This window comes from Ruegeria sp. D6, from assembly GCF_056534365.1.
Genome location: NZ_JBQFPH010000005.1, coordinates 350,022 through 366,093 on the forward strand (window position 1 = coordinate 350,022; position 16,072 = coordinate 366,093).

The 16,072-nt window shown below is 53.7% G+C and carries 11 protein-coding genes; 9 read left to right on the forward strand and 2 right to left on the reverse strand.

Annotated features, from left to right (window positions below):
• Positions 1-8: 8 nt before the first annotated feature.
• Positions 9-902 (reverse strand): TIM barrel protein, encoded by an 894-nt coding sequence (locus ACR0A1_RS17795; protein ID WP_480868619.1) that lies wholly within the window; start codon positions 900-902, stop codon positions 9-11.
• Between the two features lie 19 nt (positions 903-921).
• Positions 922-2,025: a Gfo/Idh/MocA family protein gene (locus tag ACR0A1_RS17800; RefSeq protein WP_480868621.1), complete on the reverse strand. Its 1,104-nt coding sequence runs from the start codon at positions 2,023-2,025 to the stop codon at positions 922-924.
• Between the two features lie 129 nt (positions 2,026-2,154).
• Between ACR0A1_RS17800 and iolD the strand changes: the two genes are divergently transcribed.
• The 9 genes from iolD to ACR0A1_RS17845 all read left to right on the forward strand — a co-directional run bounded on the left by iolD (position 2,155) and on the right by ACR0A1_RS17845 (position 15,661).
• Positions 2,155-4,023 (forward strand): 3D-(3,5/4)-trihydroxycyclohexane-1,2-dione acylhydrolase (decyclizing), encoded by a 1,869-nt coding sequence (gene iolD / locus ACR0A1_RS17805; RefSeq protein ID WP_480868623.1) that lies wholly within the window; start codon positions 2,155-2,157, stop codon positions 4,021-4,023.
• Positions 4,023-4,862, forward strand: a complete 840-nt coding sequence (locus ACR0A1_RS17810; RefSeq protein WP_170395022.1) for a phytanoyl-CoA dioxygenase family protein — start codon at positions 4,023-4,025, stop codon at positions 4,860-4,862. The genes iolD and ACR0A1_RS17810 overlap by 1 nt, the downstream gene beginning before the upstream one ends.
• On the forward strand, positions 4,859-5,836 hold the full coding sequence (iolC, locus tag ACR0A1_RS17815) for a 5-dehydro-2-deoxygluconokinase (RefSeq protein WP_480706597.1): 978 nt from the start codon (positions 4,859-4,861) through the stop codon (positions 5,834-5,836). Before ACR0A1_RS17810 ends, iolC begins: the two co-directional genes overlap by 4 nt.
• Before the next feature lie 12 nt (positions 5,837-5,848).
• The gene (locus tag ACR0A1_RS17820; RefSeq protein WP_170395026.1) at positions 5,849-6,706 is read left to right on the forward strand and encodes a 5-deoxy-glucuronate isomerase; all 858 of its coding nucleotides are present in this window, start codon (positions 5,849-5,851) and stop codon (positions 6,704-6,706) included.
• On the forward strand, positions 6,703-7,533 hold the full coding sequence (locus tag ACR0A1_RS17825) for a class II fructose-bisphosphate aldolase (protein WP_480868626.1): 831 nt from the start codon (positions 6,703-6,705) through the stop codon (positions 7,531-7,533). Before ACR0A1_RS17820 ends, ACR0A1_RS17825 begins: the two co-directional genes overlap by 4 nt.
• A gap of 1 nt (position 7,534) precedes the next feature.
• On the forward strand, positions 7,535-8,524 hold the full coding sequence (gene iolG / locus ACR0A1_RS17830; RefSeq protein WP_480868628.1) for an inositol 2-dehydrogenase: 990 nt from the start codon (positions 7,535-7,537) through the stop codon (positions 8,522-8,524).
• Between the two features lie 2,203 nt (positions 8,525-10,727).
• Entirely contained in the window at positions 10,728-12,914 is a 2,187-nt protein-coding gene (locus ACR0A1_RS17835; protein WP_480868629.1) for an adenylate/guanylate cyclase domain-containing protein, read from the forward strand.
• Between the two features lie 26 nt (positions 12,915-12,940).
• Positions 12,941-14,092 (forward strand): phosphatase PAP2 family protein, encoded by a 1,152-nt coding sequence (locus ACR0A1_RS17840; protein WP_170395034.1) that lies wholly within the window; start codon positions 12,941-12,943, stop codon positions 14,090-14,092.
• 21 nt (positions 14,093-14,113) lie between these two features.
• Entirely contained in the window at positions 14,114-15,661 is a 1,548-nt protein-coding gene (locus ACR0A1_RS17845) for a S8 family serine peptidase (RefSeq protein WP_480868631.1), read from the forward strand.
• Positions 15,662-16,072: the final 411 nt, after the last annotated feature.

Consider the following 16,072-nt stretch of genomic DNA (forward strand, 5'->3'; position numbering starts at 1 on the left):
GGACCTCCTTAACTGAAACCAATGGATTCAAGGTATTCACGATTCTTCCGCGCGTCCCCTACAGGGTCGGGATCAAGCGTCGGGTCGCAATCCTGTTCGACCGTGCACCATCCTTTGAAACCTGCGTCCAGCAGCACCTGGCGAACGGTCGGAAAGTCTACGTCTCCTTCACCCAGATTGCAGAAAATCCCCTGCCCGCAAGCATCATAGAAGCCCGTCCGATTGGCAATTACATCCGCTTTCACTGTCGGAGAGATATCCTTGAAGTGCATGTACGAGATCCGATCAACGTAGCGCTTCATGAAGCCGACCGGATCGAACCCGGCATAAGAGTGATGCCCCGTATCGAAGCAAATTTTAAGAAGGCTTTCATCGACCTCGTCCAGCAAACGGATAAGTTCAGGTTCAAAGTCCATGAAGCCCGCAGCATGAGCGTGCATCCCAACGGTCAGCCCGTATTCCTCGGACCCGATCCGCGCGCTTTCAGAAATCCGATCCCGGAACGCCGTCCACTCGGCCTTGTCCATCTGCTCAGCCTCATCGGCGCGACCAGCGGTTGGCGCGCGGCGGGGTGAGATCGCATCGATCAGCACCATGTGCTGCGCCCCATGCGCTTTCAATGCGCGAGCGGTGCGGTGGGTGGCGTCCAGCACGTCTTCCCACGCGTCGGGGTCGTGATAGTTGCGGAACACAACGCCGCCGATCAGTTCAAGATCATGCTCGGCCAGCGCATCGGCCAGCACCGCAGGGTCTTCGGGCATGAAACCCACCGGGCCGAGTTCGATACCCTTATACCCGGCCGCAGCGCATTCGCTGAGAACGGTTTTCCAATGCGGATTGCGCGGGTCCTGCGCAAATTCCACGCCCCAGGAACAGGGCGCATTGCCAATTCTGATGCTCATCTTGTCTTGTCTCCGATGCTCAGAAATCTTCGATATTTTTCCAGCTTTCATCCGCTGACGATGCCAATGCCGCAGCGACGACCCGGTTGACCTCATGCCCGTCGTGGAAGGTCGGCCAGACCGGTTTACCTGTCTCGATCGCGCGCAGGAAATCTCGCGCCTCGATGATGATCTGATCCTGATAGCCCGTGCCATGGCCCGGCCCTTGACAGAACGGCTCATAGTCCGGGTGCGCAGGGCCGGTCAGGATCTTACGAAAGCCACGCTCAGCTTCGGGACCCTCCATACGGTAGAGCCACAAAACGTTCTGGTCTTCCTGATCAAAGCGGATCGCACCCTTGGTGCCACTGATCTCATAGGCATAGCCCATCTTGCGCCCAGTCGCGATTCGACTGATATAGATCGATCCCATTGCTCCGTTCGCGAACCGCACCATCATCTGAGCGTGGTCGTCATTGTCAACTTCGCCACCCGGGCGGCTATTGTGCACGGTTTCGACCTCGGCCATCACGCGTGAAATCGGGCCGATCAAAGCCAGTGCGGCATTGATCATATGAGGCGCAAGATCACCCATCGTTCCGTTCGACATTCCTGTTGTACGCCAGGTTGCCGGGGCTTGAGGGTGCGCGTAGAAATCTTCGGTATGCTCACCCCGAAACCATGTGATGTCGCCGATCTCTCCTTCGGCTATCAGAGCGCGAGCGTATTGGCTGGCCGGGGTGCGGATATAGTTGAAACCAACCATGTTGGCCAAGCCCGAGGCCTCGGCTGCTGCTGACATCGCTGCACCATCTTCCAGAGACGCGCCCAAAGGCTTTTCACACAGCACCGGTTTGCCCAGCGCAAACGCTGCCTGAGCGATCTCGCGATGTGTTTCCGGAGGCGTGGCGATCACGACGGCTTCGACCTTCGGGTCGTTAACCAGCACACGCCAGTCGGCCGTCGAGCGCGCGAATCCATACGCCTGACGATACCGCTCAGCGCTTTCCGGTGACGAGGCGCACACCATCTCTAACCGTGGACGCAAGGCCGTGTTGAACACCGCCCCAACCGAGGACATGGCGACCGCATGAGCCTTGCCCATATATCCGCCGCCTAGAATGCCAATGCCGATCTCTGCCATTCCGACGTCCTCCCTCGCTTTTTCTTGAAAACCATTTGCAACCGGTTGCAAAACTTGTATCGTGAGAATAGGACTCTCGCAAGCTGCATTCGGCAATGCATCATAATTTTCCTAAAGGAGCCCGCAGACATGTCCGCGCAACACGACACTGTTTACCTGACAACGGCGCAGGCGATCATTCGCTGGCTGTCGAACCAGTTCATCGAGATCGATGGTCAGGAATATCGCCTATGTGGCGGGGGTTTCGGAATTTTTGGTCATGGCAATGTGACCTGCCTGGGCGAGGCACTGAATACTGTCCGGGATGAACTGCCGTTGTATCGCGGACAGAATGAACAGAGCATGGGATTCGCCGCTGCAGGCTATGCCAAGCAGTGGCTGCGTCAGCGATTCATGTTCTGCACCGCTAGCGCAGGCCCCGGCACTGCGAATCTGTTGACTGCTGCTGGACTGGCCCATGCGAACCGACTGCCAATGCTGATGTTGTGCGGGGACACCTTCATCACCCGCTTGCCGGATCCGGTTCTGCAGCAGATGGAGAACTACTATGACCCGACGTTTGGTGTGAATGACGCCTTCAAACCGGTCAGCCGCTATTGGGATCGCATCACGCATCCGGCACAGGTCATTCAATCTCTGCCCGCCGCTATAGCGACAATGCTGGACCCGGGCGATTGCGGGCCGGCGTTCCTCGGGTTGCCACAGGATGTGCAGGGTTGGACCTATGACTACCCGGTGAAGTTCTTTGAGAAAAAAGTGCATCGCATTCGCCGCCAATCTCCCGATGCTCATGAAATCGCCGATGCCGCTACCGCTTTGGCCGGCGCGAAACGCCCGATGATCATTGCGGGAGGGGGCGTGCAGTATTCCAAAGCCGTGACCGATTTGACCGAATTCGCCGAAAAGTTTCAGATTCCGGTCGTCGAAACCATCGCGGGCCGCGCCAATATGCTGGCGACCCATCCGCTGAACATTGGCCCGATCGGCGTCACTGGATCAGACAGTGCCAACGCGATTGCGGAACAATCCGATGTGATTGTCGCCGTCGGGACGCGCTTGCAGGATTTCACAACCGGCTCGTGGACTGCCTTTGCCAAGGACGCTCAGTTCATCTCGATCAATGCTGCGCGGCATGATGCAGGTAAGCACATGTCCTTGCCAGTTGTTGGGGATGCCAAGCTGTCGATTCAGGCTCTAACACAGGCTGTTGACAATACCGCCCCGCCCGACTGGGTGGCTCTGGCGCAAGTCGAACGGCGTAAGTGGGATGCCTACGTGGCCAAAAATGTGTCTTACGGGAACCGTCCGAATTCCTATGCTCAAGCCATCGGCGTTGTGAACGAACTCTGTGACCCGCGTGACCGCGTGGTCGCCGCTGCCGGAGGTCTGCCCGCTGAAGTCACCGCCAACTGGCGCACGCTGGATATTGGCACTGTTGATGTTGAGTTCGGCTTTTCCTGCATGGGCTATGAGATCGCAGGCGCTTGGGGCGCGCGCATTGCCCAATCTGAGCGTGAGCCGGATAAGGACACGATTACGTTTTGCGGTGATGGCTCATATCTGATGCTGAACTCGGACATCTATTCCTCGGTTCTGAGCCGCAAAAAGATGATTGTTCTGGTGCTGGACAATGGCGGTTTTGCAGTCATCAACAAGCTGCAGAACAACACAGGCAACGAAAGCTTCAACAACCTGCTGGAAGACTGCCCTACCATCCCCGAAGCCTTTGGCGTTGATTTCGCGGCCCACGCGGCCTCGATGGGGGCCACCAGCGAAAAGGTCGCGAACCCGGCAGAACTGGCCGAAGCGTTCAAGCGCGCCAAGGCCAGCGACAAGACTTATGTGATTGTGATGGACGTGGACGCCTATGAAGGCTGGACCACTGAAGGCCATGCATGGTGGGAGGTTGGAACACCCCACACTTCGGCTGACGAGAGGGTTCGTGATGCTCATGTCGAATGGGAATCGACCCGCGAAAAACAACGCAAGGGCATCTGATGAAACGGTTCAAGGCAGAAACGGCTGACCCAGACGTCATTGTGGATGAATTGCTGAACGGTGATGGAGTCGTCGCAATCTCGGGCCTTTTCACCCCTGAAGAGATCGCCGAGGCACGTGCCATCGTCATGGCCGAATCCGAAACAGCGGCCGAGAAAGTGACCCATTTCCAAGGCGCTGCGGAAGAGGATGGCAAACTGAACCTGCAGCGGCGGGTCTGGAATCTGTTGGCTAAGGGCGACGTGTTTTCACGCATGGCTGCGCATCCGGTTCTGATGAAGATCCTCCGCAAGTTTCTGGGGACCGAGTTCATCATGGGCTCGATCGCTGCTAATCGCATCCTGCCGGGCGGGCCGGGGCAGGAGCCGCATGTCGACTATCCCTATTGGGACTTTCACAGCCCCGAAACGCATCCCGTCGGTCTGAATGGATCATTTCCGATGAATGCACAGGTCTCGGTTTTGCTGGACCCGTTCACCAAGGAAAGCGGCGCGACCGGCTATGTACCCGGATCGCAGAAAGAGCTGCGTTATCCCACGCCCGAAGACAAGTTCTATGACAAATGCGAGCAGATGACCGGTGAGCCTGGTGATGTTGCTCTGTTCTATGGCGTAACGTGGCATTGCGCGATGCCGAACAAAGCGGATCACGACCGCAGCGCGATCCTGATCCAGTATCTGCCCAAATGGGTTAAACCGATGGAAGATATGCCCGCTGCGCTACCGCAGGATTTCCTTGATCAGGCAAGTCCCGATCTGCGACAGTTGCTGGGCTTGAACTATCCCTACCCCGAGGTGCTGGATGCCGCGCGGGCAGGCAATACCGAGGGGCGCACGTGACTCTGATTGAAGGTATAAAAGGTAACCGCTTTGCCGTGTTCGGCAGGGCCGGAATGGACATGTTTGCGGATCCGGTCGGAACCAAAAGCGAAGACGCACAGGTGTTTCGCGCCGATCTGGGCGGATCAAGCGCCAATATCTGCGCCGGACTGGTGAAGCTGGGATCGCAAGCGGCGCTGGTCACCTCGGTCTCGGATGATGCCGTGGGGCGGTTCTGTGTGAACCGGCTGCGCGACTATGGCGTTGAAACGAGATATGTCCGAGCTGTGGGTGGCGAGGCGCGTACGTCCTTGGCTGTCTACGAAAGTTGCATCGAAGACTTTCAGAATGTCATCTACCGCAACGGCGCCGCTGATTTCCAGGTAACCGAGGCGGATATGGATGAGGTCGACTACAGCGCCTTCTCAGCCCTGATCACGGCGGGCACGGTGTTTGCTGCGGAACCCTCACGCTCGGCCACCTACCGCGCGTTTGAAAATGCGCGCGCCTCAGGCCTGCCGGTGATCTTCGACATCGATTACCGCCCCTATAGTTGGCCATCACCCGAAGTCGCCTCAGAGGTTCTGACCCGCGCAGGGAATGAAAGCGATCTGATCGTAGGCAATGATGAAGAGTTCGGCTTTATGGCGGGCGGCATCGAAAAAGGTTTAGACAAGGCCCGCGAATTGGCGGCCAACGGCAAGATGGTGATCTACAAGATGGGCCATGAGGGGGCCATTACGCTGGCAGACGGGCAAGAGGTCCGCACCGGCATCTACCCGGTTACCGCCGTGAAGCCCAACGGCGCAGGCGACAGTTTTCTGGCCGGTCTGCTGGCCTCGATCGCTGCGGGGCATGACCTGCGCGATGCGGTGCTGCGCGGTTCGGCCTGCGCGTCGATCGTCGTGTCGAAACCCGGCTGCGCCGGGGCCATGCCGACGACGCCCGAACTTGACGAATTTCTGGCCCAACACCCGGGCTCCACGGATACCTGAAAGGAGACGCAAATGCATATTGCGCCCCATGACAACCAGAACAAACCTATCGTCGATGCCGACCATGATCTGGTGCCGCTAAACTATTTCAACATCGTCAAACTGAAAAAGGGCGAGGTGTTCGAATATGCCGTACCGGGCTATGAGACCTGCATCGTGCCCGCCACAGGTACCGTGGATGTCGATGTGGACGGCGCGATCTATACCAACCTTGGCAACCGCACCATCGACGTCTGGGATGGCGAGCCCGAGGGCGTATACGTTCCCGTCGGCGCCAAGGTTCGAATAACCTGCATGACGGATGAAACCGAAACCTTCATCGCGGGCGCAAAATTCGACCGTGTGCTTGAACCCTTTGATGTCCGCGTACCCGAGCTGGATCTGGTGCAGTATGGATCGGACGACACCAAAACCCATCGAAAAATCAAACACATTCTGGGCGCGAACCATCACGACAAGGTCGGCCGCTTGCTGGTGTCTGAACTTTATACCGTGGGTCAGGGCGGCTGGTCCGGCTTTCCCAGCCACAAACATGACACCGACCGCAAAAGCGACGATGGCGAAATGATCGAAACCCGCCATGACGAAACCTATAATTTCCGCTTCCGGCCCAACTATGGTTCTGGCGTCCAGATGCTGCAGCGCGAAGACAACAAGCCGGGTGATGCCTATCACATCATGGATGGCTCGACGATCCTGCTGGACAAGGGCTATCACCCCTGCGCAGTTTTGCCGGGGTATGAAATGTACTATTTCACCATCCTCGGCGGGCTCAGTCAGCGCTCGCTGAAGCAGTATTTCCAACCGACCCATGCAGCCCAGCTGCATACGATCCCGGGCATTATGGACATGGTGGCCAAGTTCAAATGAGCCTTGTGACATTATCGGACGTGCTGCAACCCGCGCTGCGCGACGGCTATGCCGTGGCCGGGCTGGTGACGCTGGGCTGGGAGGACATGCGTGCCTACGTGGCCGCAGCAGAAGCCGAAGGCGTACCGATCATCCTGCAAGCCGGCCCATCATGCCGCGAACACACGCCGCTGCCGGTTCTGGGCAAGATGTTCCGCCATCTGGCCGAATGTGCCAGCGTGCCCGTCGTGGCGCATCTGGACCATGGCTACACCCATGACGAATGCCACATCGCCATCGACAGCGGCTTCACCTCTGTCATGTTTGACGGCTCACGCAAGCCTTTGGAACAGAATATCGCCGAGACCGCTGCAATTGCCGAGATGGCCCATGCCGCTGGTGTCTCCTGCGAGGGGGAAATCGGTTTTGTCGGCTATTCGGGTGGTGAAGGTTCGGACGGAACCGACCCCGAGGAAGCCGCGCAATTCGCCCGAGAGACCGGCGTGGATGCAATGGCGATCTCGGTCGGCAACGTCCATTTGCAGCAGAACAAAGAGGGCGGTCTGGACGAGACCCGTATCCGCGCCATCGAAGCCGTGACCGATATACCTCTGGTGATCCATGGCGGCTCGGGCGTGCCGGTTGCGCAGCGTGCTACGCTGGCGCGCGGATCGAAAATCTGCAAATTTAACATCGGGACCGAGCTGCGAATGGCCTTTGGGAATGCCCTGCGAACGGCCGTGAATGCCGATCCGGACAGGTTCGACCGCGTTCAAATACTGAAAGATACACATGAACCGGTGGTCAAGGCGACGCGCCGAGTACTGAAAGCGTTCAAAGGGGCATGACATGCTGAATATTGGGCTATTGGGATGCGGGCGGATCGGTCAGGTTCATGCGCGCTCGATCGGGCAGATTGATGGCGCACGGGTGAGCGCAGTGGCGGACGCATTCACAGAACCGGCTCAGATGCTGGCCGACAAAACTGGCGCACAGATCCTGTCGGCGGACGAACTGATCGAAAGCAAAGATGTCGATGCTGTCGTCATCGGTACTCCGACCGACACCCACTACGATCTGATCCATAAAGCGGCGAATGCCGGCAAAGCGATCTTCTGCGAAAAGCCAGTGGACATGTCCGCTGACCGCATCCGCGATTGCATCAAAGTGGTCGAAGCCACCGGCGTGCCCTTCATGACGGCCTTCAACCGCCGCTTTGATCCGAGCTTTGCCAATATTCAATCCCGCATCGCCGAAGGTGAGATCGGCGCGGTCGAAATTGTCACCATTCTGTCCCGCGACCCCTCGCCGCCACCGATCAGCTATATCGAAAGCTCGGGTGGGTTGTTCCGCGATATGATGATCCATGACTTGGATATGGCACGTTTCTTGCTGGGCGAAGAACCTATTAGCGTTTACGCTGTTGGATCATCGCTCGTCGATCCCGAGATCGGCAAAGCCGGAGACGTCGACACCGCAGCCGTAACCCTGACGACGGCCAGTGGCAAGATTTGCCAGATCTCCAACTCGCGCCGCGCCAGCTATGGCTATGATCAGCGCATCGAGGTGCATGGCGAGAAGGGCATGTTGCGGGCCGAAAACATGTTGGAGAATGCGGTTGAGGTTGCGACTCCGTCGGGTTTCCGCAAAGCCCCCGCCCAGCATTTCTTTCTTGAACGCTACGAAGGCGCCTATCAAGCCGAGATGGCCCATTTCATCGCCGCTGTGTCCGGATCAGGACAACTTGCACCAAGTATCATCGATGGGCTGCGGGCTCAGTTGCTGGCCGATGCGGCGGATGCGTCCTTGAAGCAGGGCACCGTTATCAGCCTCGCTTGAGGTTTTTGGGAAATCATCGAGGTTCAAGGTACGACGCGCCAAACTCGTACCCCCTCAAGAAATCATCAGACATCTTCTAGGCGCGCCGTATCGTTTTGGTATCTGGGCGAGATGTCCGGAATGTGTCTGAAAGATTAATTTTCCCAACTACGGGGAACCCCCAATATACGGGCCTACACGCATCGCATAACCTGAGCTCAACGGACCACTTTCACTGATCCGTGTATCCCCTTCAGAGGGGTTGGCTCGACCCCCTCGCCAACCCTTCTGCTAGGTGGAATACGAGGCGACGCTTTCAATCTAATACCGCTACCGCGAGATTTGGACGAAGCGGGCTTGGTTTCGGGCCCTAGACCTGTTCACTTTGGGTGACGACGGCGTCGACGATGAACGAAAAAGAAGTGCATGGTGTTTCTTTAATTTTTTAGTTTCAATGTCTTACTATAAAACCACCGACACCCCGAGAGAACAGTTGTCACGAGCGCGACAACATGCGCCTAAAGGCCCTACAACTTTGCGGTGCTACATTAGATCGCTGAAACAAGCGCATTCACGGCTCCGGCAAAACCAGCCACTGCCACAACACTTGCCAAAATGACGCAAAGGATTTCCAACGCACTGAGTTTCATATCGGGCCCCACCGGAATGCTGCACCCGGCATAGAGCAAGTCTTGAAAGGCGAAAAGTGAGCTTATGTTTACGTTGCGGAAACTTGCTATCCAGGTAGCGCTTACTTGCTCAGATACCGCTCTCAGGACGTTAGTTGGGGTCGTTCTGATGGCATTTCTATCTTGACCTGTTGCACCTCTGCATCGCCGATTGCACATCATTCGGCGCGCAACGATCAATGGAAAGATACCTGAAACTGCACCCATAGAATCTAATGGCGCTGTCGAGGTACGCCATAACTACACCCAGATGCGCGATACAAAAGGTTTGAACGCGCATTGTATCAACGCCACCGAAAATGCGCTTCATTCATTGGACGATCAGAAGATTGCTCGTGGGGCGGCATATCGAACTAGGTAACCCCCTCAAATCCAGTTGGAAAAACTAGAAAGTGCTAAAAATAAAGACATGCCGCCCACAGTGCCAGGATGGCATTATGGCAAAAATGTGTCCACGGCTAAATTCGAAACTCTTAGTTCGCGAATTGGAAACAAGATGTTTCGGAAAGATTCTCGGGGCCACTGAGAACCCTGCACTTCGAAGGTGCTCAGTGATGAAAGTTTGAATTCGAAAGATAACACTATGACGTCACTCTCTCCACCCATGAAGATGGCTCGATAAGCGGACCATCGCTGCTTGGTGTCCTTCTCAGCAGAAACTACGATACCTCTCATTGGATGAGGGATAGCCTCATCAAGCTTCAACCGAATTGCACGGCCAACACTGGATGGGCACTTCCCGAGCTACTGAACTGACACGTTAAACTGGAATGCATCTTGCTTCCCCATCTGTGCCCATCGCGCATCCTTCGTTCCAGAGAACGGGTCAAGTCATCAAACCTTGGGAGCAAAATTTGTTGTAAACAAAAACGAGGGAGTTCTAGGTTAGTTCAATATACTTCAACTGATAAGCATCCATTTTGACGAAATATAGTACAATGCTTCAATTGGTAGAAATCCAAAGATCTAATTCAATTGTAACACGACGCTTGGGTTTTACCGTTGTGTTGTCATAGAGAAAGATGAATTAGCAGCGCTTGAAGTCTTGGTACGTGTTGATGCAAAAATAGAAGCCAATGACAAGATGTCAAGAAACGCCTTTTGTCGATATTCAAGTGGCATTCACTCTTTGACCTCTTAATGTGCATCCTTATCTCGCGCTGCGACGGTGCGTTTCTTTCTTATTCACCGGAATCAAGCACTTATGAAGTAATGCGGAAGCTTTCCCTCTTTAACATTTACCAATGACCGGAAAGTATCAGTTCATATCACCCACCACTAAATTTATTTATTTATATCTGGCACTTAACAAATACCTGCGTTCGCAATTGCAAATGTCGAGCGCGTTTAATGTCGACGAGTTACTGAGATTAGTGTACTACTGACCCTAACTGTGGGGTTATTTTTAATTTAAAACAATCGATCAGGGTGTCGAATTTTAGGCATTAGAAACGTTTAATCTATTTACTTTGAGGTCAAGATATGGGGTAGACCAGACAAAGTTTTCCAAGACTAAAACACCCGAAGCCCGCCTAATGGCCATCGTGTTCATTGATGCATGTGGGTACTCGTTAGCGGTTCGCGAAACTGAAATGCGAACCCTATCCACTATTCGCGCGGATCTGAATTTAGCCAGTGAAGTAGTGGTCGCTCTTGGAGGTGAAGTCACGGGTATTGCTGGTGATGGTTTTTGCGCGACATTCAGAAGTGTTTCAGTCGCGGTAGAAGCCTCGTTGAGGGTACAGGAAACTCTTTCCGCACAAGTCGGGAACTATGATCGCGGATTCAGGATCGGTGTGCATGTTGGTGATACATTTGAAATAGACCGCCAAATCATAGGGAATACCGTAAACACCGCGGCCCGTATCGAAAGTGCTGGATCGGCCGGTGATGTCCTGGTCTCCAGTGCGGTCCGAAATTCGCTTCAGGGTGGAAACGACTTTCGGTTTGTCTCCATCGGCTACCCAACACTAAAAAATCTGGGAAACTCTCTCGAGTTATTCAAGGTGATCAGGGTTTCGGACCAAGAGTCGCTGGCAAAGGCCCGTCTCGAATTGATTGGGTATCCGAAGTATTGGGGCTCCCAAAACACTTTGCTGGACCTAAACAACGAGCAGACAATGCTTCTCTCGCTCTTAGCTTGCTCTCAAGGTGTTTTTTCAGCGCATCGGGCTGGCGAAATTATTTGGGAGGACCAGTCTACTTCTGAAAGGTCTGCTTTATTGGAGCGGCTCGTTGACGCCACCAATGAACACACGGGTTTGGCAACCCTAATCAGTGTAGTTCGCGACAAAGATCTCATTTGCCTCAATCAACAAGAATTAGAAATAGACGTAACGGAGCCAGCAGCAGAACTATCGAATAATAGGCTGTTGGAGGGTTTCAATTGCCGCAATGCTGCTTTCATGGATTGGCTCCAGCATCAACGGTCTGCGGTTCGATGCATCAACCAAGATGGTACTAGTCTAGTAAGTAAAACCGATCTCACAACTCAGCCAACGCCTAATGCATCATGGGTAGAAACTACGAGAACAAATTTCGTAATTGGCCTTCTAGCCTCAGATGTGGGAGCGGGATCGGAAAAAGCCTCTTTCGTAGCAAATATCGTCGCAGAGCAGCTATCAAAATCTCTTTCGGAAACCGAGGCCCTGATTGTTCAGGACTATCGCACCCCGAACGTGCCCGGGCCATACAACTCTAGCCCCAGTCACGGTGTTGGTCCCGACTTGTTTCTTCAGTGCAGAGCGTCAGCCTGCGAAAGCATGCTTCAAGTTTCTGTCACTGCAATGCGCCCCGAGGACCGGAAAGTTATTTGGAATCAGAATGTGGTGGCTGATCAGGGCGACTTTCTTGGGCTCTCAACCTCCAGCGTTGCAGCTTTTGTAAGCTACGCTACCGATGCGCTCCTCACGGCATTGGTGAACGGGCGTCATATGCGCGACCCCGCTGCCCATCATGCTGCAAAGACGGCGATCTCCGCAGTCCATCACTTGCTAACAATGTCCGGACCCGGTTTGGACCATTTGCAGGCAGACATATTGGCAGCCTACGAAATCGACCCCAAGCCTGTTTACTTGGCCTGGCTAGCATATTTTACGACGTTCCAAATCGGCGAACGTTACGGAACGTGGGACATTGAGCTTGAAGAAAGAGCACGAGAGCTTGCGAGGCGAGCAGTCGAAGCTGACGCAGATAACGGGACCGTTTTAGGGCTTGTCGCTCACGTCTATTCCTACGTGTTCCGCGAGTTTTCGATTGCTCAGGACCTTTCTGACAGAGCCCTGGAGCTGAGCCCATATCGTGCAATGTGTTGGGATTCTGCTGCGATGCTCTATTGCTATACCGATCGTCCGAGGCTTGCAGTGGAGGCCGCGAACAAAGCTAGGGTTATCGGACGGCACAGCCCTTATCGTCATCTATTCGACGGCGCAAGCTGCGTAGCTTCGTTGGTAAATGGCGACTTCGAACAAGCCGTCAAATTTGGCGAAAACGTAATGGCGGTACAACCACAGTTTAAAGCAGTTATGCGCTATCTGGCGGCATCTTACGGTCACTTGGGCGATCACACCAAAGGTGAGAAAGCGTTACATCGACTTGTCGAATTGGAGCCAGACATGTCTCTCACAAGTATTCGAGAAGACTGGTTTCCGGTTCCAACCCGCTTCAGCGCAAAACTTATGGAGGATGGTCTGAGCCGTATCGGGCTGCCAAAACAAATTTAGTATTTCGATCAAGGGAGGGGGATTCATTGAATTACGTTAGTTTTCTCAACAACTTCGGTATGCTCGTTCGGCGTGGGGAATTGATTTCGTGTAAAGTTTTAAAGCTGGCGAACTTGGGCGCAGAGGACAATCCTGAGCGAAATAGGGATGAACTTGTATCGCTAATCTATGACGAACAGCAGCAAACATTCTGGGCGTACATCAATGCGATTCGTGAGATCAAGGACGACATAATTGATGATCCAACACTTGAAAAATTGAATTTGTTTTTTGATGAGATGACTCTGGTAGATCGTCTTCAGCGGAACGAACAAGTAGCTAATTCGGTTGCCACAGAAATTGGAAGCCGGTCTGCACTCGGAGCCGCTGTAATTGCGATGGGTCAGTCTTCATCCTTTGCCCTGAACCGCAACAGAAATAGAAACCGCAATAGAAACAGGAATCGAAATAGAAACAGAAATAGGAATCGAAATAGAAACAGAAACCGCACTGAGTTCGATTTCGGTGGGAGCGATGCCTCATTTGGTTGGCGCGAAATGCGTGATCTCTGTAAAATTGGCATTCCTATTGATACAAGTATTCTCGGGAAAATCTGGGAGAATATTGATCTTCTACCACCTCCAGGACCCGATGAAAGCCTGAACGAAACCACTCATCTGCTGGAGCTTCAGGAGCAACTGAAACAGCCAGATCAAGTGCGCCGTCGCGACGAAATTGTTGCACAAGCGCAGTTCGGAATTGACGATTACCTGACCCCTTTAGGGATTGACGAGCAGGGCGGATTTGATGCGACGAAGGCCTTGATGGTCATCCTGCTGGAAATCACCAACGAGATCGGCCTTACTTACAAGAATAGGTTCAGCCGACCTCGACCAAACATCGTGCAGCCGCTTATCCGTCCTTACATCCCAGTACCGTATCACGCTGCATATCCATCCAACCATTCTTATCAATCATTCGCGATTGCCGAGCTGTTCTCTCGGCTGGTTCCAGAGCATCCGGGAACGATAGCGCTTTTCCATCGCGCCCAGCGTATTGCCGAGAACCGAGAATGGGCAGGTCTACACTACCCAAGTGATACAGCTGCAGGACGAAGTCTCGCAAAGAAAACAGTGGTTTATCTAACAGAAGCTCTCGATGAACTGATGGATGAAGCCCAAGACGAATGGCTGGGATAGCTACAAAGGGGAGGTGAGCCAATGCCTGTTGGCGATGAGTTATATAAACGTTACTACTATCTTTGGCATCTGGTGGCGATCAATGCGATTTCCGTACCAACTGGCACCTCATCTGGTGAGGTTTGCCCGACGATAACTGGTGTCGAATGGGATTTTGCAGGACGGGATGTAAAAATTGGCCTCATTGATATGGGGGTGGCCCGGCATCATCCAAACTTAGAAGCGCCAGAGGCCCCCCTTCCCCCTCCAGATCAAGTTATTTGGAATGACGCAATTGATCTAGCGAGCCACCCGTATGGAGCAAAGTACGAGGAGATATCGGCATATCCTGCAGCAAACAGACACCGCGAGCTACCAGAACAACATTTGACCGGAATCAGCGCTTTGGTCATACCTGGTCTCGACCCCGAAGAAACCGAGATAATTAACAGAATTAGTAACGGTTTTGGCGTCAAGCGTTACGTCGATGCCTATGATGATCGGTATGCCGCTCACGGGACTGGATGTGCCGGCCTGACGAGCGGTACCAGTTATGAATTGGATCAGTTCGGCAATGCGGGTAATATTGCCCCTTACTTTGGCGTAGACCCGCTAAGCAAAGTAGTTCCTATCACAACTTCAATATCTCCTAGCCCTGAAGAACTGATAGCGGCCTTTCTTTATGCAGAAGCGAAAGGTGTGGATGTCATTCTATTTCCGCGCGATGCCGCTGACCCTTCGTATTGGCCCGGCTATCCAACCTCTTTTGACGATGATGAAGAGACCCGCCTTCACAAAAGCAAGGCGGGAGAAGTTCATGAAGATATTTTGGATATCCAAAAATCCTGGGCTCTACTTGAGAAAGTCATAGAATGGGTAAGCAAGCAGACGCCTGTTGTATGCGCCGCAGGTAATGAGGGCAGGAGTGAACTGATTTACCCGGCTAGTTTGTCATCCAATCCCGCAAACGGTGTCATTTCAGTAGGCGCCGTCAATTACAACGGCTACCGATCGGGTTATTCCAACTACTCGGGTGATCTGACCGTAGTCGCACCTTCAGATGACGGAGAAATATATAACCGATACCAAATCCGATTGGACCGTCGCGCTGCTTCAGCAGGCGACTTCTGGGTAGAGAACGTGCACAAAAAGCGCGAACCACCTTATGATGATATCCCTGAAATTTTATTTGCCTCACAACGGTTGCTTTCCTTGGATGTTCCAGGACCGCGGGGCTACGTGGAAGGAACATTCGCTGGCCCCGTGAAGAAACGAGAAAGTGCGCGCGACGATCCTTCGGGATTATATGCTGAATTTGGGGGCACATCGGGTGCTGCTGCCTTGGTCGCCGGAGCAATCGCGATGATGCAGCGCAAGTCGACTTCAAAGGTGTCAGGTGTTGACGTCAAGAACATTTTCGAAGGTTTTTCGGCTGATACCAATAAACTAAATCTAGACCACTGGTATTGGTTAGATGCAGGGTCATCTTTGCAGCCAGATGCCATGAACTCATATACTACACCGAGCACTGATGAGCTTTTTGGGCAGGCAGGACTATTGGACGTCGCAAAACTACTTTTACAGGTTTGAACAAACTAGGACGTGTGATTGGTTGATACCGCTCCTTTCAAGGCATCTTGCCGCAAAGGAGATTGAATATGGGAATGAAGCGCACGGATTGATTCGTCTCTGCTGCGAGACGGATCAAGCTGATCATAGGGCTTTCACGCCAACAGACTGCGTTTGAACGCGGCATTGGCCTTAAGCGATCGGAACGCTTGGTGAAGAATACCAATATCGCGCCATTAATGGGTTGGGATCAGAAGCACGTAGAGCGATAGATTCAGGGTCATCCCTATTCTCCCATTCTTCCTCACGCGTCGATTTAAGGGCGTGGCGCTATAAAGTGCTTGATCGTTAAGCGATTGATCGGGGTGATCAATTGTAGTCTGCGCGGGCTGCTCTGGGATTTTCTAAAGTTGGTTGCGGGAGCAGGATTTG

Coding starts and splice junctions, on each gene's coding strand:
- ACR0A1_RS17795 (WP_480868619.1), bottom strand. CDS start 902: ATGAGCATCAGAATTGGCAATGCGCCCTGTTCCTGGGGCGTGGAATTT.
- ACR0A1_RS17800 (WP_480868621.1), bottom strand. CDS start 2,025: ATGGCAGAGATCGGCATTGGCATTCTAGGCGGCGGATATATGGGCAAG.
- iolD (WP_480868623.1), top strand. CDS start 2,155: ATGTCCGCGCAACACGACACTGTTTACCTGACAACGGCGCAGGCGATC.
- ACR0A1_RS17810 (WP_170395022.1), top strand. CDS start 4,023: ATGAAACGGTTCAAGGCAGAAACGGCTGACCCAGACGTCATTGTGGAT.
- ACR0A1_RS17820 (WP_170395026.1), top strand. CDS start 5,849: ATGCATATTGCGCCCCATGACAACCAGAACAAACCTATCGTCGATGCC.
- ACR0A1_RS17825 (WP_480868626.1), top strand. CDS start 6,703: ATGAGCCTTGTGACATTATCGGACGTGCTGCAACCCGCGCTGCGCGAC.
- iolG (WP_480868628.1), top strand. CDS start 7,535: ATGCTGAATATTGGGCTATTGGGATGCGGGCGGATCGGTCAGGTTCAT.
- ACR0A1_RS17835 (WP_480868629.1), top strand. CDS start 10,728: ATGGCCATCGTGTTCATTGATGCATGTGGGTACTCGTTAGCGGTTCGC.
- ACR0A1_RS17845 (WP_480868631.1), top strand. CDS start 14,114: ATGCCTGTTGGCGATGAGTTATATAAACGTTACTACTATCTTTGGCAT.